This window comes from Agromyces sp. NPDC004153 (assembly GCF_053603635.1).
Map to the genome: position 1 here is coordinate 357,086 of NZ_JBSGFY010000001.1, position 25,393 is coordinate 382,478.

Genomic DNA, 25,393 nt, shown 5'->3' on the forward strand with positions numbered 1-25,393 from the left:
CGCTTGCCACAATCTAGCGGCCCGCGAACCGAGGCCGATGCGACGCGCTGGGCTCAGGCGCGGATGAGCGCCAGCACCTCGTCGCGCACCGCCGCCATGGTCGCGGCATCCGCGCCCTCGACGTTGAGGCGCAGCAGCGGCTCGGTGTTGGACGGCCGCACGTTGAACCACCAGAACGGCTCGCTTTCGGCCGTGATGCCCGTGACGGTGAGGCCGTCGAGCTCGTCGAAGTCGGCGCGACCCGTGAACGCCTCGACGATGCGCGTGTAGGCGGCGGGCACGTCGTCGACGACGGAGTTGATCTCGCCCGACAACGAGTAGGGCGTGAAGCGCGCGGCGAGCTCGGACAGCGGCGCCTCCTGCGCCCCGAACTCGGCGAGCACGTGCATCGCGGCGAGCATGCCGTTGTCGGCGCCCCAGAAGTCGCGGAAGTAGTAGTGCGCCGAGTGCTCGCCGCCGAACACCGCGCCCGTCTCCCGCATGCGGTCCTTGATGAGCGAGTGGCCCACGCGCGTGCGCACGGCGATCGCGCCCTCGTTCTCGATGGTCTCGGGCACGAACCGCGAGGTGATGAGGTTGTGGATGACCGCCACCTCGTCTTCGCCCGTCGCACGGACGCGCTCGATCTCGCGGACCGCCACGATCGCGGCGACCGCAGAGGGGCTCACCGCGCCGCCGCGCTCGTCGACGACGAAGCAGCGGTCGGCGTCGCCGTCGAACGCGAGGCCCAGGTCGGCGCCGTGCTCGACCACGGCGCGCTGCAGGTCGACGAGGTTCGCCGGCTCGAGCGGGTTGGCCTCGTGGTTGGGGAACGTGCCGTCGAGCTCGAAGTAGAGGGGCACGATCTCGAGCGGCAGCGCGGGCAGGCCGGCAGCCTCGCCGAGCACCGCCGGTACCGTGAGGCCGCCCATGCCGTTGCCGGCGTCGACGACGATCTTCAACGGTCGGATGCCGCGGAGGTCGACGAGCGAGCGGAGGTGGGCCGCGTAGTCGGCGAGCACGTCGGCGGTGGTGACCGTGCCCGTGGCCGGCACGTCGGTGATGCCCTGCTCGAGGTAGTCGCCCGCGCGGTCGCGGATCGAGGCCAGCCCGGTGTCGAGCGAGATGCCCTGCGCGCCCGCTCGTGAGAACTTGATGCCGTTGTAGGTGGCCGGATTGTGGCTCGCCGTGAACATCGCCGCGGGTGCGTCGAGCGAGCCCGACGCGAAGTACGACTCGTCGGTGGAGCAGAGCCCGATGGCCACGACGTCGGCGCCGCGGCGGGTCGCACCGCGCGCGAAGGCAGCGGCGAACCCGGGCGACGAGTCGCGCATGTCGTGCCCGACGACGATGCGGCCGCCGTTCGCGGCGACCTCGTCGGCGAAGCCCGCGCCGAGCGCCTCGACGGTCTCGGCCGTGAGTCCCTCGCCCACGATCCCGCGGACGTCGTACGCCTTCACGACGGCGTCGAGGCGCGCGCGAACGTCTGGGCCTTCAGCGGGAGTCATGCCTTGAAACCTACCTCACCCATCCACACGTGCCGGACGATCTGCCAGCCGACGGGCGCGGAGGTGCGCTCGGCGTGGCGGCTGCAGAGGTCGTAGCCGTGCGGCTCGGGGGTGAGGGAGAGCGGCCCCAGGACGGCCATGGAGTCGGCGTAGTCGAACGTCAGTGTCGCGACCGCCTCGGCGGCGCATGCGGTGCGCGAGCAACGTCTCATGGCTCCACCAGAGTAGCGACCGGGGCGGACATTACGATGGAGGGTATGCCCCGATCCCGTCGTGTCGCCACGCCTCGTTCTCCTCGGCGGCTGGCCCGGGACCGGCACGGGCGCGGAATGCGCTCGGCCGTGACGGGGCCGCACCTCGAGCCGCTGCGCACCCGCCTCGACGAGTTCGACTTCACGGTCGCCACCACGGCCGCGTACCTGCGCGGGCTCTGGCCCGAGCTCGAGGGCGTCGTCTTCGAGGTGGCGCAGGGACCCGCCGAGGCGATCCACGGCGACCACGTCGACCGGTGGAAGGTCGTGCACGACGAGCGCCGCATCACGTTCTACCGGCTGCCGATCGTGCGGTTCCTCCGCCTCCAGGAGGGCGAGGACCGCGACGAGAAGCTGCTCGTCGAGAGCTGCGTGTTCCGCGCGGTCGCCGAGCTGCTCGACAAGGACCCGTGGGAGCTGGCGCCCGGGCGCTACCGGCACTTCTGACGGCGAAGGCGGGCACCGGCTCCGCCGCGCATTCGATGAACCGCTCGGCGTGGCCGGTTCGGCACCGCGGCCGAGTGCTCAGTTCGGGTAGACGAGGATCGGCGAGTCGAGGGGCCCGGGCGGCTGCACGCCGAACGACGCGAGCTCGTCGGCGCCGTCGAAGGAGACCGTCGCGTGCAGCCCCTGCGTGCCCGAGAGCACGACCGACGTGGCGCCGGCGAGCGGCACCGACGCCGCACCCGCGGCCGGCACGACGACCGTGCGCTCCTGCCCGTCCAGCCTGAGGGTCGCCTCGGCGTCGGCGCCCGCCGGGTTCACGAGGTGCAGCGTCGCCGAGGGTCCGGGCGGCACGGCGACGACCGCACTGTCGAGCAGGGGCGCGGTGGCCACGGTCCAGGCGAAGTCCGAGGGGGCCGCGGCATCCGTCTGGCCCTCGGCGCCGCCGACCGAGGCGCGCGCCGCGGCCACGACCGGCGCGTCGGCCTCGACGCGCACGGTGTAGGTTCCCGCATCGAGCACGCCGAGGGGGACGTCGAGCACGCGACCGGGCTCGAGCGAGACGTCGAGCGTGGTGCCGCCCGCGCCCGACTCGGGCACGATGCCGATCGAGACGGCCACGGGCGCGTTGCCCGGCGCGAACAGCCGCACCGCGGGGAAGTCGTCGCCGTCGGCGTGGTCCTCGAGCGCCTCGACGCCGCCCGCCTGCGGCACGACGAGGCCCGGGATCACCTGGGTCGTGCCCGGCGCGGCGGTCGCGCCGGTCAGTTCGGCACCGGCGGGCGCGAGGCCCACGATCGTCGACTGCTCGAGGCTCGCGGCGATCGCGCCGCCCGTGCTCGTGACGTGCACGACCGGCGACACGAGGTTCGGCGCGAGGCCCGCGAGCGAGAGCACGCGCTGGCTGCCCGGCGGCACGATGATGCCGAGGGCCGACGGGGCATCCACCGCTCCCGACTCCCCGAACACCCGCACGTCGACCGTCGCGGCCACCGGGGTGGGGTTCGACAGCAGCACGATCCCGCTGCGGCCCAGGTTCGTCGCACCGGCGACGAGCCAGGCGTCGGCGACGGCCTCGCCGCACGCCGCCGCGGCGAACCCGCCGAGGGTCTCGGTCGAGATCGACTGGGATTGCGCGCCCGCGAGCATGCCCGCGTCGACGCCGCCCGGCTCGGCCGCGATCGCGACGGGCGTGCCGTCCTGCGCGGCGTTCGGGTTCTCGGGCGCCTCCAGCGGCACCTGCTCGAGGGCTGCGTCGGCCGGTTCCGCGGCCGTGACGAGGCTCGCCGATCCCACCGACGACGCCGTGGTCGCGGCCGCCGCGTCCTCGCCGAGCGCGAGGAACGGCCCGGGGCACACCCGCAGCTGACGGCTCTCCGCCGGCTGCACGAGCTCGGACGGGGCCTCGATGCGGTGGTCGGGCCACGGCACGAACGTCGCGGCGGCGACGGCGCCCACGGCGAGCGCGGCGGCGCCGACCAGCGCGAGCGAGCGGAGGCCGACGCGGATGAGGGTCTTACGACGCACGACCATCGTCGTCTCCCTTCGGCTCGTCTGCGGTGCGGTCTCGCGGCGCCTCGGCGGCATCGTCGCCCGGCTCATCGTCGCCCGGCTCCTCGTCGGCGGCTCCCGCGTCGTCTGTCGTTCCGTCATCGGATGTCGCGGCATCCGTCACGTCGTCGGAGGCTCCCGGGTCTTCGGCCGTCGTCTCCTCATCGGATGCCGCGGCATCCGTCTCTTCGGCCCGTTCGTCGTCGACCGCCGCGGCATCGGCGTCCGCGTCCTCGGTTCCGGCTTCCGCTTCGGGCTCGGCTTCAGCATCAGCCTCGGCGTCGGCTTCGGCTTCGCCCTCGTCCTCGGCCTCAGCGGCGGCCGCGGCTCCACCGCCGGCCGCGGCGGCTCGCGCGGCCGCGGCGGCGGCGCGGCGACGCACCCGCGTCGGACGGCGGTCGGCCTCTCGGCCGGCACCCGTGGGGATCGACAGCAACACGGCCGCGGCGATGACGATGACCTGCACGATCGTGATGAGCACCGCGAGCCACCCGCCCGCGTCGGGCGGGATCTGCGCCGCCTCGGCGTCGGGCTCCGCGGCGGCGAAGCGCCAGAGCGCGCCGAAATCGGTCTCCCCCACCGCGATGAGGGCGGGATTGCCGTCGAGCGCCGTGCGCGCTCGCGCCTCGGTCTGCACCGCCTCTCGCCCGTCGTCGGACGCGGGCGCGAGCAGCACGAACGAGACGCCGAAGTCCCGCACGGCGGCCTCGGGGTCGAACCCGCTGCGCGACGCGAGGTTGCCGGCGACGGTCGCGAGTTGCACCTGCTCGTCGGTGAGCACGGTGCGGGTCTGGTCGAGCGTGGACTGGTCGTCGAGCGTCTCGCCCGTGCCGTGCTCGAGCGTCGCGCGCAGGCTGCCGTCGACCTCGGGCTCCATCCACAACGTCGTGACGCGAGGGTCGGTGTCGGCCTGGGCGACGACGTACGCCGGCAGCGTCCGTTCGCCGGCGGGTCCGAGCGGCACGGCGTCCGCGGCGATGGCGATCATCGTCGGGACCACCGCGACGAGCGACACGACCGCGACCACGGCGCCGAGGAGCGCCGGTCCGCGCCGGAGCACGTCGAGGGCGCTCACCGATGCGAGCACGAGCCCGAGCCAGGCGAGGCTGAGTCCGGCGCCGGCCCAGACCGCCACGACGTCGGGCCCGACGACCGCCACGGCGACGTGCGTGGAGGCGACCGCCGTGGCGTAGCCGAGGAGGACCGTTCCGAGGGTGAGGGTCGCGCGGCGCCATCCCGGCGCGAGCACCGCCGCGAGTGCCGCGAGCACGAGCGGCACCGCGAGGACGCTCGCGACCAGCTTCGGATCGAGCTCGACGAGCGAGCCGACGAGCTCGCCCCATCCGCCCCAGCCGCCGCTCGGCAGGCCGACGGCCAACTGCCAAGGGGTCGGCACCGGGCCGCCGACGGGCACGCCCGGGTCCGCGAGGAGCCCGAACGGCGTGCCGCGGCCGATCTGCTCGACGATGAGCGGCAGCGCGAGCACGAGGGCCGGGACGGGCAGTCCCGCCAGCCGTACGGCCGCGCGCCCGCTCACCGCGACCGCGACGATCCAGCCGACGACGAGCGCCGGGGCGAGGCTGGGGGCCGCGGCGATCACCGCGGCGAACAGCAGGGACGCGGTCGCCGCCGCGGCCCACGACGAGGCCGCGCCGAACACGGCGAACGCGAGCCATCCGAGCAGGACGTGCGCGATCACCGCCCCCGGCCGCGCCTCGGCGAGCGCCGTCAGGAACGCCGGGGCGAACGCGTACACGAGCGCGGCGACCGCGCGCAGCGAGCCGCGTTCGGTGAGGCGGGATGCCGCGAACCAGGCGCCGATCGCGGCGGCGGGGATCGCGACGAGCCAGAGGAGGAGCATGGCGTACGAGGGCGCCCAGAACGTCAGCGAGCCGAGCACGGCGAGCACGCCGCCGAACGGATCCGCGGCGCCGACGAACCCGGTGCCGACGTCGCGCCAGCCGTAGGCCGCGTTGCGCCACAGCTCGGCGACGCCCGACAGCGGCAGCAGCCCGCCGCCGCCCACGCCGCTCGCCGTGATGAGCCACGAGAACAGCCCGACGGATGCCGCGGCGGTCGCGAGCAGCACCCAGCCGCCGCCCGTGCCGAGGAACTGCAGTTCGTTCGACCGCCCGCGCGCCCGCGCCTTGCGCGCCTCGACGGCGGCCTCGCGACGACGGCGCTGCTCGTCGGGCTGCAGTCTGAGCGGGGCGATGGCCGACCACTTGGCCTGCTTCGACGACGCCAGGACGCGCCGGGCGCGCGGCACGCGCATGCCGGAGAACATCGTCCCGAGCGCCGCGGCGAACTCGCCGGGGATCTCGCCCGGCCGCTTGATGAGCAGGAGCCGCACCGAGCGCAGCACGGCGAGTGGCAGGAACGTGATCCAGTGCACCGGCACGGCGGGTGCGGGCGCGTAGACGAGGCGCCGGTGCAGGGCCGCGGCACGGGCCGCGCGGGCGCGTCGGCGGCGCGACCGACTGCGCCCATCGCCGGGCGGTCCCGCGACGCCGTCAGCGGCGAACAGCACCTGGGCCTCGGGGACGACCGCCACGCGATGACCGGCCAACCGCGCGCGAACGCCCAGGTCGAGTCCGTCGTCCACCGTGGGCAGGGCCGGGTCGAAGCCGTCGAGCGCCTGCCATACCGAGTGGCGCACGAGGATCGCGGCCGGGTCGAGCCCGAGCACGTCGCTCAGCCCGTCGTGCTGGCCCTGGTCGAGCTCGTCGGCGACGATCGGGACGGCGCGCCCGAGCCGGGTCATGGTGCGTCCGAGGCCGGCGATGCGGTCGGGCTCGTCCCACTCCAGGAGCTTCGGCCCCGCCACCGCGACGGATCGCGCGGTCTCGAGCGTCGCCATGAGGCTCCTCAGCGCGCCGGGCCGGGGCTCGGAGTCCTCTGCGAGCAGCCAGAGCGCATCGGCGTCGGACGCCGGCGCCTCGAGCACACGCTCCCCCGCGCGAAGCGCCTCGCCGAACGAGAGCGGTTCCTGCAGCTCCACGATGCGGTCGGGCGCCGCGCCGGCGACCTGCTCGCGCGCACGCGCGTCGGCCTGGGCGAGCACGGCGACGAGTGCGTCGGGGGCGCGATCCTGGAAGCGGATCGCGTCGAGGGTCCGCTCGAGGTGGTCGCCGCCGTGACGCACGACGAGGACGGCGGTGACTCTGGGCAACATCGGGGCCAGCCTAAGCGGCTCCCGCTGCGGCATCGGGGCATGAGTCCGGGCGTGCCATGAAACGGTGGGACGACCACTGAACGGATCGAGGATCGGCGCAGGGATGCCGCGGATCGAACGCGATGACCGTCGAGCGGATCGAGGACGAGCGAAGCGACGTCTCTGAGCCCCCGCGCCCACGGACGCGGGTTCTGAGACGTCGCTTCAGTCGCTCCCGATCCGCGAGAAGATCAGACCGCGCGCTTGCGGAGCTTGCGCCGCTCGCGCTCGGAGAGTCCGCCCCAGATGCCGAAGCGCTCGTCGTTGGCGAGTGCGTACTCGAGGCATTCGCCGCGGACCTCGCAGCCGGTGCAGATCTTCTTCGCGTCGCGGGTGGAGCCGCCCTTCTCGGGGAAGAACGCCTCCGGATCGGTCTGCGCGCACAGTGCGTCGCTCTGCCATGCCAGCGGATTGTCGTCGCCGACCCCCGAGCGAACCCCCGGAACGCCCAGCCTGACCGGATCGATGAACCAATCGTCAGGTACTCCAGAACGATATTCAGGATTGCCCATATCGTCTCCCACCCAGTTGTACCGACCACCCAGAGGGTGTGTCATGACAATTACACCGGTGTAATTCGCGGGAGTCAAGTCGGGAATCGTAAACCCTCAACCGTCCGTCGAGGCTTCATCGCGACCGCGACACGCCGACGTGTTCGCCAGACGTTACGCACTCGGGACGGGCGTCCCGCGTTCCGGAGGCCGACCTCCGTTCGCGCGTCGGCGACCGGGTCGATTCACTCCTCGGATGCCGCGCGCCGCGCCTCCCACGCGCTCTCGACCATCTGCGACAGCGTGTGCCGCATCCTCCAATCGAGGTCGCGTGCCGCGAGCTCGCCGGATGCGACGATCCGGGCGGGGTCGCCCGGGCGTCGCGGCGCGATCTCGGGCGTGAACTCGATGCCGGTGACGGCCGCAACGGTCTGCATGATCTCGCCGACCGACGAGCCGTCGCCCGAGCCGAGGTTGTAGACGGGCTCGAGCGGCTCGCCCGCGTCGAGCCGCTTCGCCGCGACCACGTGGGCCGCCGCGAGGTCGGCCACGTGGATGTAGTCGCGCACGCACGTGCCGTCGGGGGTCGGGTAGTCATCGCCGTTGATTCGCGGCGTGCGGCCCTCGAGGAGCGCCTCGAACACGAGCGGGAAGAGGTTGTGCGGGCTCGGGTCGAACACCTCCGCGGTGCCCGAGCCGACGACGTTGAAGTACCGCAGGCTCGTGTGCCGCAGGCCGGCCGCCCGGCCCTGGTCGGCGATGAGCCACTCGCCGACGAGCTTCGACTCGCCGTAGGGCGATTCAGGATGCTGCTCGGTGTCCTCGGTCACGAGGTCGACGTCGGGCGTGCCGTAGACGGCGGCGCTCGACGAGAACACGATGCGGTCGACGCCCTTGGCCGCCATGGCGGCGAGCAGCGTCGCCGTGCCGGTGACGTTCTGCTGGTAGGTGTGCAGCGGCCGGGAGACCGAGACGCCGGCGTACTTGAAGCCGGCGAGGTGCACCACGCCCTGGACGTCGAACCGCTCGATGGTGTTCTCGAGCTGCGGCCCGTCGAGGATCGTGCCCTGCACGAAGCGGGCGCCGGTCGGGAGGAAGGCGTGCCGGCCCGAGGAGAGGTCGTCGACGACGACCGTGTCGATGCCCTGCTCGGCGAACGCCCGTACGACGTGCGATCCGATGTACCCGGCACCTCCGGTGACCAGCCAGCTCATGTTCCCGCCTCCCGCACGCGGTCGGTCCGCGTGCTCCCCCGATGCTACCGAGGGGCGGCGGGACGGCGCGGGTCGGGAGTCATCGCCGGTCACCCGCGACGAGCCCCAGAGGTCGCACGCGCAGCATCGATCGCCGCGCGTGCGCTCCCACTGGCGGGATCAGACGGTGCGGGTGGGCAGGTTCTCGATGTGGCGGTTGCGGTCCCGGATCTCGGGACGACCGTAACCGTCGCCTTCGAGGCGCAGCACGGTGGCGAGCACTCCCCAGATGGCGAGCCCCGCGATGACGAGGAACACGATGGTGGTCATGGCAGTAATTCTACTCCTTGCAACATCCTGCCGGTAGTGGCAGAGTGACAGTGAACGACATATTCCTGCCACTCGGAGGATCCCGTGCTCCAGACCATCGCCTGCATCGCCATGCCCCAGATGGCGCCGTTCGAGTTCGGCGTGATCTGCGAGGTGTTCGGCATCGACCGCCGCGAGCACGGCGGCCCCACGTTCGACTTCCACGTCGTCGCCGCCGACCCCGGTCCCATCTCCACGAAGCTCGGCTTCGACGTCGTGGTGCACGAGGGCCTCGAGTTCGCGCGCGAGGCCGACCTCGTCGCGGTGCCGGCCTCGCTCATCGACACGGCGCCCGACGAGCGCGTGCTCGAGGTCATCCGGGCGGCCGTCGAGCGCGGCGCGTGGGTGCTGTCGGTCTGCTCGGGTGCCTTCACGCTCGGCCACGCCGGCGTGCTCGCCGGCCGCCGCGCCACCACCCACTGGATGTACACCGACCGGCTCGCCGAGATGTTCCCCGACACCGAGGTCGACCCAGACGTGCTCTTCGTGCAGGACGACAGGGTCGTCACCGGCGCGGGCACCGCCGCCGGCATCGACGCCGCCCTGCACATCGTGCGCACCGAGCTCGGCGCCGGCGCCGCCAACATCATCGCCCGCCGCATGGTGGTGCCTCCGCAGCGCGACGGCGGCCAGTCCCAGTTCATCCAGACGCCCGTCCCCGAGTGCCACAGCGACTCGTTCGCCAAGGTCACCGAGTGGATGCTCGAGCACCTCGACCACGACCTCACGGTGGACCTGCTGGCACGCAAGGCGCTCATGTCGCCCCGCACGTTCGCGCGGCGGTTCCGCGCCGAGACCGGCACGACGCCGAACGCCTGGCTCAACCGCCAGCGGCTCCTGCGCGCGCAGCAGCTGCTCGAGGAGACGTCGTTCTCGCTCGAGGAGATCGCCCGCGAGACCGGCTTCGGCGCCGCAGCCGTGATGCGGCACCACTTCCTCAAGGTGCTCCAGACGACCCCCACCCAGTACCGGCGCCTCTTCGGGCTGCGCGCCGTCGGCTGACCGCGGCGACTCCCGGTTCAGGCGGCCGAGCTCAGGCGACGGATGCCGCAGGCTCCCCGGTGGTCGCCACCCACGCGTTGCCCGCACCCGTCACGTCGAGCGCACCCTCGTCGGGGGTGACGTACACCGCCTCGCCGCGGGTGAGCTCCGCCTCGCCGTGCGCACCCGCGAGGTGGATCGGTCCGTCCTCGGCGAGAACGATGGCCGGCCCGGTGAGCGGCACGCGCGCGGCATCCGCCCACCCGCCGAGCTCGGCGCGATAGAGCACGAAGTCGGGGACGTCGGGACGGAACGCCTGGAGCGACGAGCCGACCTGCTCGGGCGCGAGCCGCGGCGGCGGGATGGGCGTGAAGTCGAGCACGTCGAGGAGCTCGCCCACGTCGATGTGCTTGGGCGTCAGCCCCCCGCGCAGGACGTTGTCGCTCGCCGCCATCAGCTCGATGCCGAGCCCCGACAGGTAGGCGTGGATGTTGCCCGCCGCGAGGTAGAGCGCCTCGCCGCGACGTAGGACCACGCGGTTGAGGAGCAGCGAGATCACGACGCCGGGGTCCCCCGGGTACACCTCGGCGAGGCGAGCGACCGTCTCGAAGGATGCCGCGTGCTCGGAGCCGCGGGCGGGCCCGGATGCGGCGAGCGCGGTGACCCGCTCGACGACCCAGGCGGCCTCGCCCGTGTCCTCGCCGCGTCCGTCACGCAGGAGCCACTCGACCGTGTCGCGCAGCGGGTCAGCGGTGCGCAGGCGAGCGGCCAGCAGGTCGAGCGCGCCGGGCTGCGGCTCCTCGGACGCGGCATCCGCCTCGCGCAGCACCGCGAGCACGCCGGCGACCTCGTCGAGCGGCCGGAAGCCCGACAGCGCGTCGAACTCGTCGCTCACGGCGACGATGAGCTCGGGCTTGTGGAACGCGTCGCGGTAGTTCCGGTCGTAGGCGTTCAAGGGGATGCCCTCGGCCTCCTCGCGGGCGAAGCCGGCGCGGGCCTGCTCGGGCGTCGGGTGGGCCTGGAGCGACAGCGGCTCGGCGGCCGCGAGGAGCTTCAGCAGGAACGGCAGCCGTGCGCCGTGCGCGGCGAGCTCGGGCCCTAGCGCGCGTTCTGGATCGGCCGCGATCCACGCGGCGAGGTCGTCATGGCCGACGGATGCCGCGTCGAGCACCCGCGCGGGCGACCCCGCATGCGCGCCGAGCCAGAGCTCGGCCTCGGGCGAGCCCGACGGCTCGACGCCGCGGAACCCGGCGATCGCGCTGCTCGATCCCCACGCGTAGTCGCGCGGCGTGTTGCCGATGGCCACAAACATCCTCGATGCTCCCCTTCGCCTTTGGGTCCAAACTACCAACGGGTTCGGGCGGTGCCGGGGCGGTCCGTAGGCTCGGGCCATCCCACCCGACGCATTGGAGCAGTCATGCCGTTCGAGCCGCTCGCCAGCGACTTCTACTCGTACGAATCCCTCCTCGACGACCGGGAGCGGGCCGCGATCGCCGAGCTCCGCGCGTGGCTCGAGGCAGAGGTTCGGCCGGTCATCAACGGGTACTGGGAGCGCGCGGAGTTCCCGACGCAGTTCGTGAAGCCGCTCGCCGACCTCGGCGTGCTCTCGTACGCGTGGGAGGAGACGGCGCCGTTCGAGAACTCGGCCGTCTTCCGCGGCTTCGTCGCCTTGGAGCTCGCCCGCGTCGACGCGTCGATCGCCACCTTCGTCGGCGTGCAGAACGGCCTCGTCACCGGCTCGCTGTCGCTGTGCGGCTCGGACGAGCAGCGCGCAGAATGGATCCCCAGGCTCGCGAGCGGCGAGATCGTGGGCGCGTTCGGCCTCACGGAGCCCCTGTCGGGCTCCGACTCGGCGCAGGGCCTGCGCACGACCGCGACGCGCGACGGCGACGAGTGGGTGCTCACCGGTGCGAAGCGCTGGATCGGCAACGCCACGTTCTCGGACATCACCATCATCTGGGCCAAGGACGTCGAGGACGGGCACGTCAAGGGCTTCATCGTCCCGACGTCCACCCCCGGCTACTCCGCCACGAAGATCGAGGGCAAGATCAGCCTGCGCCCCGTGCAGAACGCGGACATCGTGCTCGACCACGTGCGCGTGCCCGAGTCGCTCCGCCTCCAGGCGGCGAACTCGTTCCGCGAGACCGCGAGCGTCCTGCGCCACACGCGCGCCGAGGTGGCCTGGGCCGCCGTCGGCACCGCGATCGGCGCCTATGAAGCGGCCGTGGGGTACGCGACCGAGCGTGTCCAGTTCGGGCGGACCATCGGCTCGCACCAGCTCATCCAGGACCTGCTCGTGAAGTGCCTCGGCAACATCACCGCGTCGATCGGCATGGTCGTGCGCGTATCGGAGATGCTCGACGCCGGCGAGCAGCGCGACGAGCACTCCGCCCTCGCCAAGGCGTATGCCACCTCCCGCATGCGCGAGACCGTGGCATGGGCGCGCGAGGCGATGGGCGGCAACGGCATCGTGCTCGACCACCACGCCGCCCGGTTCTTCGCCGACGCCGAGGCCCTCTACTCCTACGAGGGCACGCGCGAGATGAACACTCTCATCGTCGGCCGGAAGATCACCGGGACCGCCGCGTTCGTCTGAGGCTCGCGCGATAGCCTTGGACGCATGACCACCGGCCGACGCCGCACGCTCATCGGCGCGTACGCGACGTTCGCGCTGTTCACCGTCCTCGCCGGCCAGTTCTGGCGCAACCTGCTCGGCTGGTGGGGCTTCACTGCGGTCGCGCTCGCGGTCGTCGTCGGGGCGGTGATCCTGGTCGTCGCCGAGAAGCCCACGTGGCGGTGGCGCCGGGTTCCGAAGTCGACGATCGCGTTCGTCGGGCTCGCAGTGCTGTCCATCGCGTGGTCGTTCTACCCCGCGGCATCCGTGCTCGGCGTCGTCATCACGCTCGTCACGACGTTCACCGGCGTCGCGCTCGCCCTGTGCCTCACCTGGACGCGGATCGAGCGCGCCCTCGCCTCGGCGATCAAGTGGGTGCTCGGACTCTCGATCGCGTTCGAGCTGTGGGTGGCGATCTTCGTACAGGAGCCGCTGCCGCCGAACTTCACGGACTACGGCGACGACGCACCGGCCGCGTTCTTCTGGTCGCGCGACCTGCTCTTCCAGGGCGGCCCCATCGAGGGCATCGTCGCCAGCCGCAACCTGCTCGGCATGATCGCGCTGCTCGGGCTCATCGTGTTCGGCGCGCGGCTCGCCGCGGGCAGCATCCGCTGGGCGCAGGGCATCGGGTGGCTCGTGGTCTCGGGCGCGGTCATGCTGCTCACCCGGTCGGCGACCGTCATCATCGTGGGCGTCGTCGTGCTCGTCGCGCTCGGCTTCGTCGCCTGGGCGCGTCGGGTCGGGCCCGACCGTCGCCGTGGCGTGTACTGGGCCGCCGCCGGGGTGCTCGCGGCATCCGTCGCGCTGCTCGTCGTGTTCTGGGGCGCACTGCTCGACCTGTTCGGCAAGAGCGAGGACCTCACCGGCCGGCTCGACATCTGGTCGTCGGTGATCGGCCTGGCCGCCGAGCGGCCGTGGTTCGGCTGGGGCTGGATCGGCTACTGGCAGCCGTGGGTCGAGCCGTTCCAGGGGCTCGCCGTGCGCAACGGCGTCGAGTACCTGCAGGCGCACAACGCCTGGCTCGACGTGTGGATGCAGCTCGGGATCGTGGGACTCATCGCGTTCGCGTCGATCGTGATCGGCGCGCTGTGGCGATCGTGGTTCCTCGCCGTCGACCGGCCGAAGGACGAGTCCGGCCGGCCGCTCCCCCACTCCGCCGCGTCGCTCGTGCCCCTGCTCGTGCTCGTCGCGCTCGTGAGCCAGAGCCTCGCCGAGAGCCGCATCCTCGTCGAGGGCGGCTGGCTGCTGCTCATCGCCATCGCCTGGTCGACCAAGCGCCGGCAGTGGGCGCCCGAGCCGCTGCCCGCCGAGCCCCCGCCGATCCCGGCTTCGCGGATGCCGCCGTCGGAGCCCGCCCGATGACGGATCCCGCCGCCGGCGCGCACCTCAGTCGCGCGCTGCGCGAGTTCGCGGGCTCCGCCCGATTCGCGCAGGCCCTCACGCTGCTCGCCGTGGGCTTCGCCTTCTCGACCCACGCGGTGCGCAGCCTCATCGGCTGGCCCGGGCTCGTCGCCGCGCTCGTCGGCCTCCTCGTGCTCTGCGGGCTCTCGCTCGTCGCGCGGTGGCGGGCCGTCGAGTGGTACGGCATCCTGCCGATCACGATCCTCGTGTTCGTCGGGTGGTGCGCGGCATCCGTGCTCTGGAGCAGCACGCCCGGCGCCACGTCGCTGCGGGTGCTCTACCTCGTGGCGTTCGCCGTGATCGGCGTCTACGTGGCGCTGATGCGCGACACCATCCAGATCGTGCGCGCCTTCGGCGACGTCATGCGCGTGCTCCTCGCCGTCTCGATCGGGCTCGAGGTGCTCGCCGGCATCCTCATCGACGCACCCATCGCCGTGCTCGGCATCCAGGGGAACCTCGCGGCGCTCGGGCCCATCCAGGGCGTCTTCGGGTCGCGCAACGTGCTGGGCTTCGTGGCGCTCATCGCGCTGCTCACGTTCATCGTCGAGTGGCGCACGAAGATCGTGCAGCGCGGGCGCGCCATCGCCTCGATCGTGCTGGCTGCGCTGTGCATCCTGCTCTCGGGCTCACCCACCACGTGGGTCGCGCTCGGGGCCGCCCTCCTGGCGCTCGGTGCGCTCTACGGCCTGCGCCGGTCGGCGCCCGCGACGCGCTGGGCATGGCAGCTCGTGCTGCTCGTCGCCGGGCTCGCGGCGGTCGTGACCGCGTGGATCCTGCGGATCCGCATCATCGAGCTCCTCGACGCGCGCGCCGAGTTCGACGTGCGGCTCGACGTCTGGCGCGAACTGTCGCGGTACCTCAACCAGAACCCGCTGCAGGGCTGGGGATGGGTCGGCACCTGGCCCGACACGCCGCCCTACACGTGGATCGAGCTCGCCACCGGTCGGCCGCATTCGTCGGCCCTCAGCGCCTACATCGACGTGTACTTCCAGGTCGGGGTCATCGGCGCGGCCCTGTTCATCGCGCTCGTCGGCGTCGCGCTCGTGCGCGCGTGGCTGCTCGCCTCGAGCCGGCGCAGCGTCGTGTACGTGTGGCCGGCCCTCATGCTCGTCGTGATCGCGGTCACGAGCTTCGCCGAGAGCTTCGCCCTCGGCGAGGGCGGCTGGATGCTGCTCGTCGTCTGCGCCGTCAAGGCCGCGCGCGACATGAGCTGGCGCGACGCGCTCGCGGCCGGCCGCCCGCCCGCGCCCACGCACGAGGAGCTCGCGTAGGCGCCCTACACGGGCTGCACGATGTCGCGCAGCACGTCCTGCGCGCCGAGGCCGTAGCGGCCGTATGCGCCTGATCGCCACTCCCGCCAGACCGACGGCAGGCGACGCAGCCGCGACGCGGGGATCCCCTGCCGCATGCGCTCGTGGTCGAGCTTCGCGCGCACCTCGGCATCCACCGTCGCTTCGCCTCCGGCGATCGCGGGGAGACGGTCGGCGAGGTCCTGCGCCCGCGCGAGCAGGCGCGCGTTCCGTGCAGTGCGCGGCTCCCGGAGGCGGGCGAGCCTGCCGCCGGCGCCGAGGCGCGAGACCCCGATCTGGTTGGCCCCGTGCTGGCGGTAGTCGATGACGGGCTCGGCGATGACCGCGATGCCCCCGCCCACGGACGCGACGACGGCCAGCCACTCGTCGTGCACCCAGCTGGCGGGGAACGGCGCGGCGCGCTCGACGAGGGAGCGCGAGACCATCATGGTCGCGCCGGTCAGCAGGTTCCGCTTGAGGAGCTCTGCGAACGCGGCATCCGTGCCGAGCCTCGTGCGCGTCGCCTCGTCGACGCCGAGCGTCTCGAGCAGCGAGGAGCCGAGCGGCGCGCCGGACTCGTCGACGAGGCGCGCCTCGGCCGCGACGAGGTCGAGCCCTGAGCGTGCGTCGAACGCAGCCACCGCACGCTCCACGCGGTCGGGATGCCACACGTCGTCCTGGTCGCTGAGGGCGATGAGATCGCCGGATGCCGCGCGCAGCGCCTGCTCGAAGTTGGGCGTCACTCCGAGCGCCACCGGGTTGCGCTCGACGACGAGCGCGGGCGTCGCGGCATCCGTGGACCGGTGCTCGGCGAGGACCTGCTCGGCGAGCTCGACCGTGCCGTCGCCCGAGGCGTCGTCGGAGAGCACGATCTCGTCGACCGGGTGCGTCTGCGAGAGGATGCTCTCGAGCTGCTCGCGGAGGTAGCGCGCGCCGTTGTGCGTGCCGAGCGCGACCGAGACGCGCGCCCGGGGCGAGTCGGGCATCAGCGGTTCCGCTTGAGGCCCACGTTGAGCACGCCGAGGAACATGCCGGCCATGATCGTCTGCGCGCCGAGCATCATGAGCAGGGCGGCCAGCACGGCGGTGCGCAGCGTGCTCGAGGGGTCGAGCGACCCGAAGCCGCTCGCGGCCCACATCGAGAACTGCCAGATCGCGATCGCGAGCCCGATCACGAAGATCGCGAGGCCCACCAGCGCGCTGCTCTCGAGGCTGATGCGCCGTTCGAGCCGGTCGAAGTTGCGCGACCTCGGTATGCGGAAGCCCTCATGCTGCGCGTAGATCTTCGTGAGGATCGCGAACAGCACGGATTGGTAGCCCACGACGGTGAGGGCGGCGAGGTACACCTGGCTCGACACGTCGAAGCCGACGTCGCCGAGGATGATCGGCCCGAAGCTGATGAACAGGGTGCCGAGGAGACCGATGAAGAACGCCACCGCGCCCGGGATGAGGAAGAGCCAGCGCGGGCTGAAGATGAGGAGGAACCTCAGGTGGCGCCAGCCGTCGCGCCAGCTGCGCAGGTGGGGCGGGCGACTGCGGCCGTCCTTGTCGAGCGTGGTCGGCACCTCGGAGACGCGGAGGCCGCCGAGGGTGGACTTCACCACGACCTCGCTCGCGAACTCCATGCCCGTGGTCTGGAGGTGCAGGTTCAGGATCGACCGCCGGTTGAACCCGCGGAGACCGCAGTGGAAGTCGCCGATCGGCGAGCGGAACAGCACGCGCCCGATCCAGGAGAGCACCGGGTTGCCGAGGTACTTGTGCAGCGGCGGCATGGCGCCCTCGGCGATGCCTCCCTGGAAGCGGTTGCCCATGACGAGCTCGTCGCCCGCGCGAAGCCGCTCGACGAACGGGTCGAGCCGGGAGAAGTCGTAGCTGTCGTCGGCGTCGCCCATGATGACGTACTCGCCGCGGGCGGCCTCGATCCCACCGAGGAGCGCGCTGCCGTAGCCCTTCGCGGGCACGTCGACGACCCGCGCGCCGTGCGCACGGGCGATGTCCTGCGAGCCGTCGGTGGACCCGTTGTCGGCCACGACGACCTCGCCGACGACCCCGCTGCGCTCGAGGTAGCCCTGGGCCTTGTCGATGCAGGTGGCGAGCGTTTCGGCCTCGTTCAGGCACGGCATGACGATCGAGAGCTCGATCGCCTCGGTGGAAGTCGGCATGCGAGGGGTCCTGTCGTACGCGGGGCGGCCTCACCATCGTACAGAATGGGTGCGATGAATCTGGGTCTCGTGGTCTCGACGCTCGGTCGGGCCGAACCGCTCGAGCGCCTGCTGCGATCCCTCGCCCCGCAGGTCGGCCCCGACGACCGGATCGTGCTCGTCGCGCAGGGTGATCGCGAGGCCGTCGAGCGCCTCGCCGAGCGCTTCCGCGGTTCCGACGTCGCCATCGACGTGACCACGTCGGAGCGCGGCGCGTCCCGGGGCCGCAACGCCGGCGTCGCCGCGCTTCCTCCGGGTGAGCGGCTCCTCCACTTCCCCAACGACACGACGTGGTTCCCCGACGGGAGCGTCGCGGCGATCCGTGCCGCGTCCGGGTCGGTCGCGGCGGGCGCGCTCACCGTCGTCGACGAGCACGGCCCGAAGTTCACGCTCCCCTCGGCCGGCACGCCCCTCGACCGGTGGAACGTGTGGAACGTCATCGAGATGGGGCTCCTCATGCGCCGGTCCGTGTTCGACGAGGTGGGCGGGTTCGACCCCGACCTCGGCACCGGCGCGCCCACGCCGTGGCAGGCCGGCGAGGCGACCGACCTGCTGCTGCGGATGGCGGAGCGGCGGCCCGACCTCGCCGCCGCGTTCGCGTGGCTGCCGCCCGACGTGAGCGTCGGGGGCATCGCCGACCCGTCGGGACTGTCGACGCGCGAACGGCGCCGGAAGCTGCGCGCCTACGGACGCGGGCTCGGGCGCCTCGTCGTACGGCATCGGTACCCGTTGTGGTGGCGACTCGCGTTCGTGTTCGGCGGGCTCGCCTTCGGGCTGCGCCATCGCACGACCAACACCGTCGGCGATGGCTGGTGGGTGTTCCTCGGCCGCGCCGAGGGAACCCTGGGGCGTACGCTCGGCGGCTCGACCGAGGCGGTGACGCGGTGACCGAGCCCATGCCCGGGCCGATCCGGATGCGACGCGCCGCGATGAGCCTCATCACGCTGCTCGGCGGCATCTCGCTGGCCGTCATCCCGGCCGCGACGGTGTCGATCTCGTCGAGGCTCTTCACGGTCGAGGAACAGGGCGTGCTCGCCGTGGCCGTGCTGGTGGCGACGTTCGCGGGGCAGCTCACCTTCGCGGTGGTCGTCGAGTCGCGGCTCAGCTCGGCGGCGACGGAGCGGCGCGTGGTCTTCCCGCTGTGGCTCGCCGCGATCTCGGTGCTGACGGCGCTCGTGCTCGCGATCATCCCGCCGAACGCGATCGCGCTCGCGATCGGGCTGCCCATCCTCATCGCCGCGCTCGAGGTCGGTCGCGGCGTCTCCGTGGCCGAGCGGCTCGACCGGCGCGAGATCGCCGCATCCGTCGCCGTCGGCCTGGGAGCGCTCATCGGCGTGCTCGCCGGGTTCGCGGAGCAGCAGTGGGCGCTCATCCCGCTCGTCGTGGGCATCGCCGTCGCCACGTGCGTGCGGTGCCTCCCGGTCACGCACCGGGCGAGCCGGCCCGAGCCGGCCGTCATGGGCTGGGTGGTCGCCGACACGGCGATCACCGGCGTGATCTACCCGCTGCTCAACACGATGATCCTCGCGTTCCTCGGCTCGGCCGACGCGGTGCTGTTCACGTCGATCTCGACCGTGTCGGGGCTCCTCGCGATCCCGCTGAACTTCATGCGGCTGCGACTCCTGAAGGAGCACTCTCGGCTCGACATCGTCGTCTCGGGCGCCTCGGTGCTCGCCGCCGTCGTCGCGCTGCTCGTGCTCGAGTTCGCCGGCGTGTTCGCCTTCGTCTTCGGCGAAGCGTGGACCGAGTCGGCGACGCTCGTGCCGCTGCTGCTCGCCTGCGCGTGGCGCGCGGCGTCGCTGGCGACGACGATCCCGTTCGCGGCCCTGCGACGCGCCGGCGAGGTCCGCCTCGTGACGGGGCTGCGCGCGGCCGTGTCGGTGCTCACGTTCGGGCTTGCGGCGCTCGGCCTCGCCGCGCAGAGCCTGTCGGCGGTGTTCCTCGGGCTGCTCGTCGCCGAGCTCGCGTCGGCCGTGGTGTACGAGGTCGCGCGACGGCGACGGCTGGCCCGCGGCATCCGCGAGGCCGCAGCGGCCGCGGGCGGCACGAGCACCGACGCCGCGGCCGTCGAACCGGGCGGCGACGCATGAGGCGCGTGCTCGTCGACCTGCTCTTCTACACGGGCACGAAGGGCGGCATGGAGTCGTACGTGCGCGAGGTCTACTCGCGGTTCGCCGCCGACGACCCCGACCTCGAGTTCGTCGGGTGGGCGTCGACCGAGCTCGCCGCGACCGACACCTCGTGGTTCCCGGGACGCGTGGTGGACTCGGGCATCAGCGGCGAGGACCGCGTGGCCTGGGCGCGCGGCGAGCTCGTCGCCGTCGCGGGCGCCGCGCGCCGGCTCGGTGCCGACCTCGTGCACTGCCCGGCGAACTTCGGCCCGTGGCGCTCACGCGTGCCGGTCGTGCTGACCGTGCACGACCTGCTCGCGTTCCGGCATCCCGAGTACGTGCCCGGCGCCTACTCGCGGATCCTGCGCACCATGATCCGCTTCGCCGCCCGTGCCGCGACCCGCGTGCTCACGGTGAGCCGCGCCTCGCGCGACGACATCGTCGACTTCCTGCGCGTCCGGGCCGACCGGGTCGTGGTCACTCCGCTCGCCGGGTCGCGCGTCGTGGCCGACGCGGGCGGTGCGGCGCGACGCGACGACCGGCTCCTTGCGGTGGGCAACCGAATGCCGCACAAGGGCTTCGAGACCCTGCTCGAGGCGCTCGCCCGGCTCGACGCCGACGACCGGCCGCACCTCGTCGTCACCGGCAGCCACGGCGACGACCCGCTGGCGCCAGTCGTCGACCGGCTCGGCCTCGGCGACGCGGTGACCCTGCGCGGCTGGCTCTCGCGCGACGAGCTCGACCAGCTCTACGCCGAGTCGACGGCGCTCGTGTTCCCCACCCGCTTCGAGGGGTTCGGCCTCCCGCCGCTCGAGGCGATGGCCCGCGGCTGCCCCGTGATCGTCTCCGACCTCCCCGTCATGCACGAGGTCGCCGGCGACGCGGCCGTCTACGTCGACCCGACGGACCCCGGCGCCATCGCCGGGGCGATCCGGTCGCTCCTCGACTCCCCCGCCGAGCGAGAGCGGATGTCGCGCGCCGGCCTCGCCCGGGCCGCGGAGTTCTCGTGGGACGCCACCGCCGCCGCCACGCGCGCGGCGCTCCTCGACGCCCTCAGCGCGAGCTGACCGACCGCCACCGCTCGACGAGCTGCGCCACCGAGCCGGCGAGCGAGCGAGCCCGACGCTCGCGCGCGAACCACGCCGCCGTCGACCGCCGCAGCGGCTCGCCGCGCTCGACGGCGCGCGCGATCGCCGCGCCGAGCACGTCGGGTGCGACGGATGCCGCGACGAACCCGTTCTCGCCGTCGACCACGAGCTCCGCCGCCGCGTTGTCCTCGCCCGCGACGACGACCGACGGCGTGCCGTGCGACGCCGCCTCGGCGACCACGAGGCCGAAGCCCTCTCGCGCCGACGGGTTCACCAGCACCGCCGCCTCGCCCATGAGCCGCTCGAGCTCGTCGTCGGGCACGCGCCCGGCGAATCGCACGGCGCCGGCGACGCCCGAGGCCTCGGCGGCCCGTCGAGCGGCGTCGGTCTCGGGCCCTGAGCCTGCGACGACCGCCTCGAGTCGCGGCACGGCGACGCGCGCTGCGGCGAGCGCCGGCGGCAGTGCGTCGAGGCGCTTGTCGGGGATGTGGCGGCCCACGAAGAGCGCGAACGGCGGCGTCGCGGTCGCGCCCGCGGCATCCGTGCCCTCGCCGACCAGGTCGACGAGCCCGAGCACGACGGGGTCCGCCCGGCGCCGATATCGCCGAAGCCGGTCGCGCGTGAAGCCGCTGTTCACCGTCTGGACGCGGCCGACGTGCACGCCGAGCGACTGGAGCACGAACGCCACGGTGCCGACGAGTGCGCCCGAGTACGCGCGCCACTTGCGCCACGTCCAGATCTCGAGCCAGTCGGTCGCGACGACCGTGCCCGTGCCGAGGAGCGCGAACCGCACGGCGAACACGTTGAGCACGGGCAGGGCCGCGACGACCACGAGGTCGTGGTCGCGACGGTGGCGCACGAAGTACCGGAAGAGCGCGAGGGCGAAGCCGACGGCGCTCGACGTCGTGCGGGTGCCCGACGCGTCGGCGATGTCGCCGCTCCACACGCCGGCGACCGTGAATCCCGCGTCGGGGCCCGCGTCGCGACCGCGGCGGGTGACGTAGTCGACCGTGCTGCCGCGTTCGGCGAACAGTTCGGCCATGCGGCGGTAGACGCGCTCGCCGCCGCCCGCGTCGATCGGGAACAGGCAGTCGTACGCGATCGCGACCCGGGGCTCAGCCACGGGCCGTGGCCTCCTCGAGGGGACGCGGCTCGTCGGCTTCGGGAACGACGGCCTCGCGGCGGACGATCCAACGGGTGGCGAGGCCCACGAGCGCGACGAGTCCGAGCGACACGACGACGTAACCGGCGGTGAGGACGAGCCAGCCGAGCGGGGGCTGCCACTCGGGAGCCGTCAGCATCTCCCCGACGGGGTCATCGGCGACGACGTACCGCACGAGGACGAGGAAGAACGCGATGACGCCGTATCCGGCGAGCAGCGCGCCGACGACCCACGCCGCCCGCGTGGCCACATGGTCGAGCGCTCCCGCGTCTCGGCTGAGGAGCCACGCGGCGACGACGGTGATGCCGAGGTAGAGGAACAGCCCGTACCTGCCCTGCCAGATGATGCCCGTCTGGTGCACGCTGTAGCCCTGCACGAGCGCGGGGACGAGGATCGCGGCGAGGACGACGGCCGACAGCACGAGGACGCTCCGACGGCGCGTCGCGATGAACGCGAGCACGACGACCACGGCGAAGGCCGCGACGAACGGCCAGTACGCCCAGACCGGCAACGGGGTGTCGAACCACCCGAAGTAGCCGACCGCCTGCTGGAGGTACCACGGGGTCGTGCGCAGCATGTACGCGAAACCCTGCAGGAACGTCCCGTTGACCAAGGGCGCGTCCGAGGCTTCGGCCTGGTTCGAGAGGCTGCCGCCCGAGAGCGTCCAGCCGAGCGAGAACAGGCCGCCGACGGCGATGGCGCCGAGCCACCAGTAGCTGGCGCCGGTCGTGAACAGCCGCCGGACCGCCGTCCAGCCGACGGCGAGACAGCACAGCCCGACCACGATCACGAGCCAGAGCGGGCCGAGCGCCCGGGCGTTCACGAGCAGGATGGACGCGAGCGCCACGCCGGCCCACAGCGCGTTGCGTGACAACCACGGTCGTCCGCCGTCGTCGCGGAACGTCTCGAGCAACCGCAGCGTGCCAGCCCACAGCGCGACCGCGGCGGCGAGCTCGACGCCGTTCGGGTTGACGGCGCCGATGAGGTACATGCTCATCGGCGCAGCCGCGAAGGCGACGCCGAGCGGCATCCAGCGCGATCGCGCACCCGACGACGCGGCGAGGAAGGCCCAGCCCAGGAGCGCGGCGCCGACCAGGGAGCTGGCGATGCGCATGGCGATGATGCTGGCGTTGCCGTCGAACAGCAGGCTCGGCCAGCCGACGAGGTAGTAGTAGACGGGGTTGTACGCACCGACCCAGGTGTTGAACCAGGCCTGGCCGTTCTCGTCGCCGAAGTCGACGGCGCACCCGGCCGAGACGTCGGGGTGCGTGGCGTAGCAGAGCGTGTCCTGGGTGTAGTGGTACCCCTCGGGCAGGTCGACCACGATGTGCCGGACGTCGGGCAGCGTGTACCCGATGATCTGCCCGCGCACCTGCGCAACGGCCTTGGTGGCGTGCGCGTTCTCGTCGGGCACGCTGAACACCGGTGACGCCAGCGACCACAGGATGCCGAGCAGGGCGAACACGGAGAACGGCAGGACGAACAGGATGACGCGCGCCCGGCGCGAGGGCGCGGGCGCCGTCGCCGACGCGCTCACTCCGCGGCTCCGCGTGCCGCGCGCGTCGAGATCCACGCCTCGACGGCCGCGCGCATGGCGTCGTCGGCGATGGCCGCGACGTCGTCCGACTCGCCCGCGTAGACCGCGGCGAGCGCCGCGATGATCGCGCCGTCGACTCCGGACCGCTCCATGCCGATCACGTTCGCGCCACGCACCGCCGCAGGATTGCCGAACGCCTTCGCGAACGGCGGGATGTCCCTCGTGACCGCAGACGACATGCCGATCATGGCGCCGCGTCCGATGGTGCGGAACTGGTGCACCGCGGTGCCGAGGCCGAGGTTGGCGCCCGCGCCCACGTGCACGTGACCGGCGAGCAGGACGCTCGAGGCGAGCGTTGCGCCGTCGTCGACGGCGGAGTCGTGCGCGAGGTAGCACTGGTTCATGATGAACGCGCCGTCGCCGATCCGCGTCCGCCCCTTCCAGCCCTGGTGCACCTGGACGTACTCCCGCAGGACGTTGCCGTCGCCGATGGTGATGCCGTTGCCGGACGACCGCTCCGCGGCATCCGTCGGATGGGGCCAGCTGCGCACCTCGGGGGGCGCGCCGATCACCACGCCGGTGCCGATCCAGTTGTCGTCGCCGAGCACGACCGGACCCGTGACGACCGCGAACGGGCCGATCGTGTTGCCGGTGCCGAGCACGACGTCGCCGTCGACCACGGCGGTGGGATGGATGCTGTTCACTTTGCCTCACAGGCGGCTCGTGAGTTCAGCCGCTGACGACACGGTAGATTGTTCTGGTGTGCCACGACCGCGGGGCACGCTCGTCCAATCCTACGAGTGTCGCAGCCGCGGAACGCGATCCGCGCGGAGCCGGCGCAGGACCACCGGGTACATTGGTGGGTCGTGCCGGTCGTCGGCACCACCCAATCCACCCCACGAGGCCACATGATCCCCATCACCACCGTGCAGTTCGGACCGGACGAAGAAGCACTGGTGCTCGAGGTCCTGCGATCCGGCGCGATCGCCCAGGGACCGAAGGTCGCCCAGTTCGAGACCGCATTCGCCGAGCAGGCGGGCACCAAGCACGCCATCGCCGTCAACAACGGGACCACCGCGCTCATCGCCGCGCTCCAGGTCCTCGAGCTTGAGCCGGGTGACGAGGTCGTCACCACGCCGTTCACGTTCGTCGCCACCCTGAACGCGATCCTCGAGGCCGGCGCGACCGCCGTGTTCGCGGACATCCGCGAGGACGACTTCAACATCGACCCCGACGCGGTCGCCGCGCAGCTCACCCCGCGCTCGAAGGTGCTGCTCCCGGTGCACCTCTACGGCCAGATGGCCGACATGGACCCCATCGTGCGGATCGCCGATGAGCACGGCCTCCGGATCCTGGAGGACGCCGCGCAGTCGCAGGGCGCCCGCTACCACGGCCGCTCGGCCGGCGGCTACGGACTCGGCACGTTCTCGCTCTACGCCACGAAGAACCTCACCACGGGCGAGGGCGGCGTGATCACCACCGACGACGACGAGCTGGCCGATCGCCTGCGCCTGCTCCGCAACCAGGGCATGCGCGCGCGCTACGTCTACGAGATGGCCGGCAACAACTACCGGATGACCGATCTCCAGGCCGCGATCGGCATCCCGCAGCTCGCGCGCTACGACGCGACCGTCGAGCGCCGTCGCCGCAATGCCGCGCGACTCATCGAGGGCCTCGACGGCGTTCCCGGCGTCATCGCCCCCCGCCAGCTCGACGGCCGCGAGCACGTGTGGCACCAGTTCACGATCCGCGTCACGCCCGAGGCGCGCGTGTCCCGCGACGAGTTCGTGCAGCAGCTCCTCGATCGCGGGGTCGGCAGCGGCGTCTACTACCCCAAGCTCGTGTTCGACTACGACGCGTACCGGGACAACCCGCTCGTCCGCACGAGCGACGTGCCCGTCGCGGAGCGCATCGTCCGCGAGGTCGTCTCGCTGCCGGTGCACCCGGCCCTCGAGGACGCCGAGCTCGACCACATCATTGCGTCCGTGCGCGACGTGGCGGGAGCGTGAC

General features: G+C 72.8%; 22 protein-coding genes. 9 read left to right on the forward strand and 13 right to left on the reverse strand.

The annotated features are described in order from the left end of the window. Positions 1 to 53: 53 nt before the first annotated feature. Together ACWEOH_RS01660 and ACWEOH_RS01665 are read right to left on the reverse strand one after the other, a co-directional pair. A complete protein-coding gene (locus tag ACWEOH_RS01660) occupies positions 54 to 1,487 on the reverse strand; it encodes a phosphomannomutase/phosphoglucomutase (protein WP_452027667.1) in 1,434 nt (477 codons plus the stop codon). Next, positions 1,484 to 1,699 (reverse strand): DUF3499 family protein, encoded by a 216-nt coding sequence (locus ACWEOH_RS01665; RefSeq protein WP_452027669.1) that lies wholly within the window; start codon positions 1,697 to 1,699, stop codon positions 1,484 to 1,486. Before ACWEOH_RS01665 ends, ACWEOH_RS01660 begins: the two co-directional genes overlap by 4 nt. Before the next feature lie 129 nt (positions 1,700 to 1,828). Between ACWEOH_RS01665 and ACWEOH_RS01670 the strand changes: the two genes are divergently transcribed. Beyond that, positions 1,829 to 2,185, forward strand: coding sequence for a hypothetical protein (locus ACWEOH_RS01670; protein ID WP_452027671.1), 357 nt, complete (start codon positions 1,829 to 1,831; stop codon positions 2,183 to 2,185). Between the two features lie 78 nt (positions 2,186 to 2,263). Here ACWEOH_RS01670 and ACWEOH_RS01675 read toward each other — a convergent pair whose 3' ends face one another. From ACWEOH_RS01675 to ACWEOH_RS01695, 5 genes are all read right to left on the reverse strand, one after another. Next, positions 2,264 to 3,715: a DUF5719 family protein gene (locus tag ACWEOH_RS01675; protein ID WP_452027673.1), complete on the reverse strand. Its 1,452-nt coding sequence runs from the start codon at positions 3,713 to 3,715 to the stop codon at positions 2,264 to 2,266. Next, positions 3,699 to 6,908 carry a glycosyltransferase gene (locus tag ACWEOH_RS01680; protein ID WP_452027675.1) on the reverse strand — a complete coding sequence of 1,070 codons (3,210 nt, stop codon included), beginning with the start codon at positions 6,906 to 6,908 and terminating at the stop codon, positions 3,699 to 3,701. The genes ACWEOH_RS01675 and ACWEOH_RS01680 overlap by 17 nt, the downstream gene beginning before the upstream one ends. A 230-nt stretch (positions 6,909 to 7,138) precedes the next feature. Further along, positions 7,139 to 7,459 carry a WhiB family transcriptional regulator gene (locus ACWEOH_RS01685; RefSeq protein WP_148731958.1) on the reverse strand — a complete coding sequence of 107 codons (321 nt, stop codon included), beginning with the start codon at positions 7,457 to 7,459 and terminating at the stop codon, positions 7,139 to 7,141. A 224-nt stretch (positions 7,460 to 7,683) separates the two neighbouring features. Then, positions 7,684 to 8,652 carry a UDP-glucose 4-epimerase GalE gene (galE, locus tag ACWEOH_RS01690; protein WP_452027677.1) on the reverse strand — a complete coding sequence of 323 codons (969 nt, stop codon included), beginning with the start codon at positions 8,650 to 8,652 and terminating at the stop codon, positions 7,684 to 7,686. 159 nt (positions 8,653 to 8,811) lie between these two features. Continuing rightward, a complete protein-coding gene (locus ACWEOH_RS01695) occupies positions 8,812 to 8,961 on the reverse strand; it encodes a hypothetical protein (RefSeq protein ID WP_452027679.1) in 150 nt (49 codons plus the stop codon). 84 nt (positions 8,962 to 9,045) lie between these two features. On the opposite strand from ACWEOH_RS01695, the gene ACWEOH_RS01700 reads away from it, so the two are divergent. Further along, positions 9,046 to 10,002: a GlxA family transcriptional regulator gene (locus ACWEOH_RS01700; protein WP_452027681.1), complete on the forward strand. Its 957-nt coding sequence runs from the start codon at positions 9,046 to 9,048 to the stop codon at positions 10,000 to 10,002. A 31-nt stretch (positions 10,003 to 10,033) separates the two neighbouring features. Here the strand turns inward: ACWEOH_RS01700 and manA are convergent, their stop codons facing one another. Beyond that, positions 10,034 to 11,293 carry a mannose-6-phosphate isomerase, class I gene (gene manA, locus ACWEOH_RS01705; protein ID WP_452027683.1) on the reverse strand — a complete coding sequence of 420 codons (1,260 nt, stop codon included), beginning with the start codon at positions 11,291 to 11,293 and terminating at the stop codon, positions 10,034 to 10,036. 105 nt (positions 11,294 to 11,398) lie between these two features. Here manA and ACWEOH_RS01710 point away from each other — a divergent pair, with 105 nt between their 5' ends. From ACWEOH_RS01710 to ACWEOH_RS01720, 3 genes are read left to right on the forward strand one after another with little or no spacing between them, the layout of a single operon-like run. Beyond that, positions 11,399 to 12,577, forward strand: coding sequence for an acyl-CoA dehydrogenase family protein (locus ACWEOH_RS01710; protein ID WP_452027685.1), 1,179 nt, complete (start codon positions 11,399 to 11,401; stop codon positions 12,575 to 12,577). A 24-nt stretch (positions 12,578 to 12,601) separates the two neighbouring features. Next, positions 12,602 to 13,957 (forward strand): O-antigen ligase family protein, encoded by a 1,356-nt coding sequence (locus tag ACWEOH_RS01715; protein WP_452027687.1) that lies wholly within the window; start codon positions 12,602 to 12,604, stop codon positions 13,955 to 13,957. After that, positions 13,954 to 15,267 (forward strand): O-antigen ligase family protein, encoded by a 1,314-nt coding sequence (locus ACWEOH_RS01720; RefSeq protein ID WP_452027688.1) that lies wholly within the window; start codon positions 13,954 to 13,956, stop codon positions 15,265 to 15,267. The genes ACWEOH_RS01715 and ACWEOH_RS01720 overlap by 4 nt, the downstream gene beginning before the upstream one ends. Positions 15,268 to 15,272: 5 nt before the next feature. On the opposite strand, the gene ACWEOH_RS01725 is transcribed toward ACWEOH_RS01720, so the two are convergent. Further along, positions 15,273 to 16,271: a glycosyltransferase family 2 protein gene (locus ACWEOH_RS01725; RefSeq protein WP_452027689.1), complete on the reverse strand. Its 999-nt coding sequence runs from the start codon at positions 16,269 to 16,271 to the stop codon at positions 15,273 to 15,275. Continuing rightward, entirely contained in the window at positions 16,271 to 17,446 is a 1,176-nt protein-coding gene (locus tag ACWEOH_RS01730; protein ID WP_452027691.1) for a glycosyltransferase family 2 protein, read from the reverse strand. Before ACWEOH_RS01730 ends, ACWEOH_RS01725 begins: the two co-directional genes overlap by 1 nt. Positions 17,447 to 17,500: 54 nt before the next feature. On the opposite strand from ACWEOH_RS01730, the gene ACWEOH_RS01735 reads away from it, so the two are divergent. Genes ACWEOH_RS01735 through ACWEOH_RS01745 form a run of 3 tightly spaced genes read left to right on the forward strand, consistent with a single transcriptional unit; the run spans position 17,501 to position 20,663 of the window. Then, on the forward strand, positions 17,501 to 18,373 hold the full coding sequence (locus ACWEOH_RS01735) for a glycosyltransferase family 2 protein (RefSeq protein ID WP_452027693.1): 873 nt from the start codon (positions 17,501 to 17,503) through the stop codon (positions 18,371 to 18,373). Beyond that, positions 18,370 to 19,575, forward strand: a complete 1,206-nt coding sequence (locus ACWEOH_RS01740; RefSeq protein WP_452027695.1) for a hypothetical protein — start codon at positions 18,370 to 18,372, stop codon at positions 19,573 to 19,575. Before ACWEOH_RS01735 ends, ACWEOH_RS01740 begins: the two co-directional genes overlap by 4 nt. Continuing rightward, complete coding sequence (locus ACWEOH_RS01745) at positions 19,572 to 20,663, forward strand: glycosyltransferase family 4 protein (RefSeq protein WP_452027696.1); 1,092 nt, start codon at positions 19,572 to 19,574, stop codon at positions 20,661 to 20,663. Before ACWEOH_RS01740 ends, ACWEOH_RS01745 begins: the two co-directional genes overlap by 4 nt. Here the strand turns inward: ACWEOH_RS01745 and ACWEOH_RS01750 are convergent. Genes ACWEOH_RS01750 through ACWEOH_RS01760 form a run of 3 tightly spaced genes read right to left on the reverse strand, consistent with a single transcriptional unit; the run spans position 20,650 to position 24,087 of the window. After that, complete coding sequence (locus ACWEOH_RS01750; RefSeq protein ID WP_452027698.1) at positions 20,650 to 21,807, reverse strand: glycosyltransferase family 4 protein; 1,158 nt, start codon at positions 21,805 to 21,807, stop codon at positions 20,650 to 20,652. The two genes, ACWEOH_RS01745 and ACWEOH_RS01750, sit on opposite strands and share 14 nt — an antisense overlap. Beyond that, positions 21,800 to 23,383: a DUF2142 domain-containing protein gene (locus tag ACWEOH_RS01755; protein ID WP_452027699.1), complete on the reverse strand. Its 1,584-nt coding sequence runs from the start codon at positions 23,381 to 23,383 to the stop codon at positions 21,800 to 21,802. Before ACWEOH_RS01755 ends, ACWEOH_RS01750 begins: the two co-directional genes overlap by 8 nt. Next, positions 23,380 to 24,087, reverse strand: coding sequence for an acyl-ACP--UDP-N- acetylglucosamine O-acyltransferase (locus ACWEOH_RS01760; protein ID WP_452027701.1), 708 nt, complete (start codon positions 24,085 to 24,087; stop codon positions 23,380 to 23,382). The genes ACWEOH_RS01755 and ACWEOH_RS01760 overlap by 4 nt, the downstream gene beginning before the upstream one ends. A gap of 204 nt (positions 24,088 to 24,291) precedes the next feature. Here ACWEOH_RS01760 and ACWEOH_RS01765 point away from each other — a divergent pair, with 204 nt between their 5' ends. Beyond that, the gene (locus ACWEOH_RS01765) at positions 24,292 to 25,392 is read left to right on the forward strand and encodes a DegT/DnrJ/EryC1/StrS family aminotransferase (protein WP_452027703.1); all 1,101 of its coding nucleotides are present in this window, start codon (positions 24,292 to 24,294) and stop codon (positions 25,390 to 25,392) included. Position 25,393 lies beyond the last annotated feature (1 nt).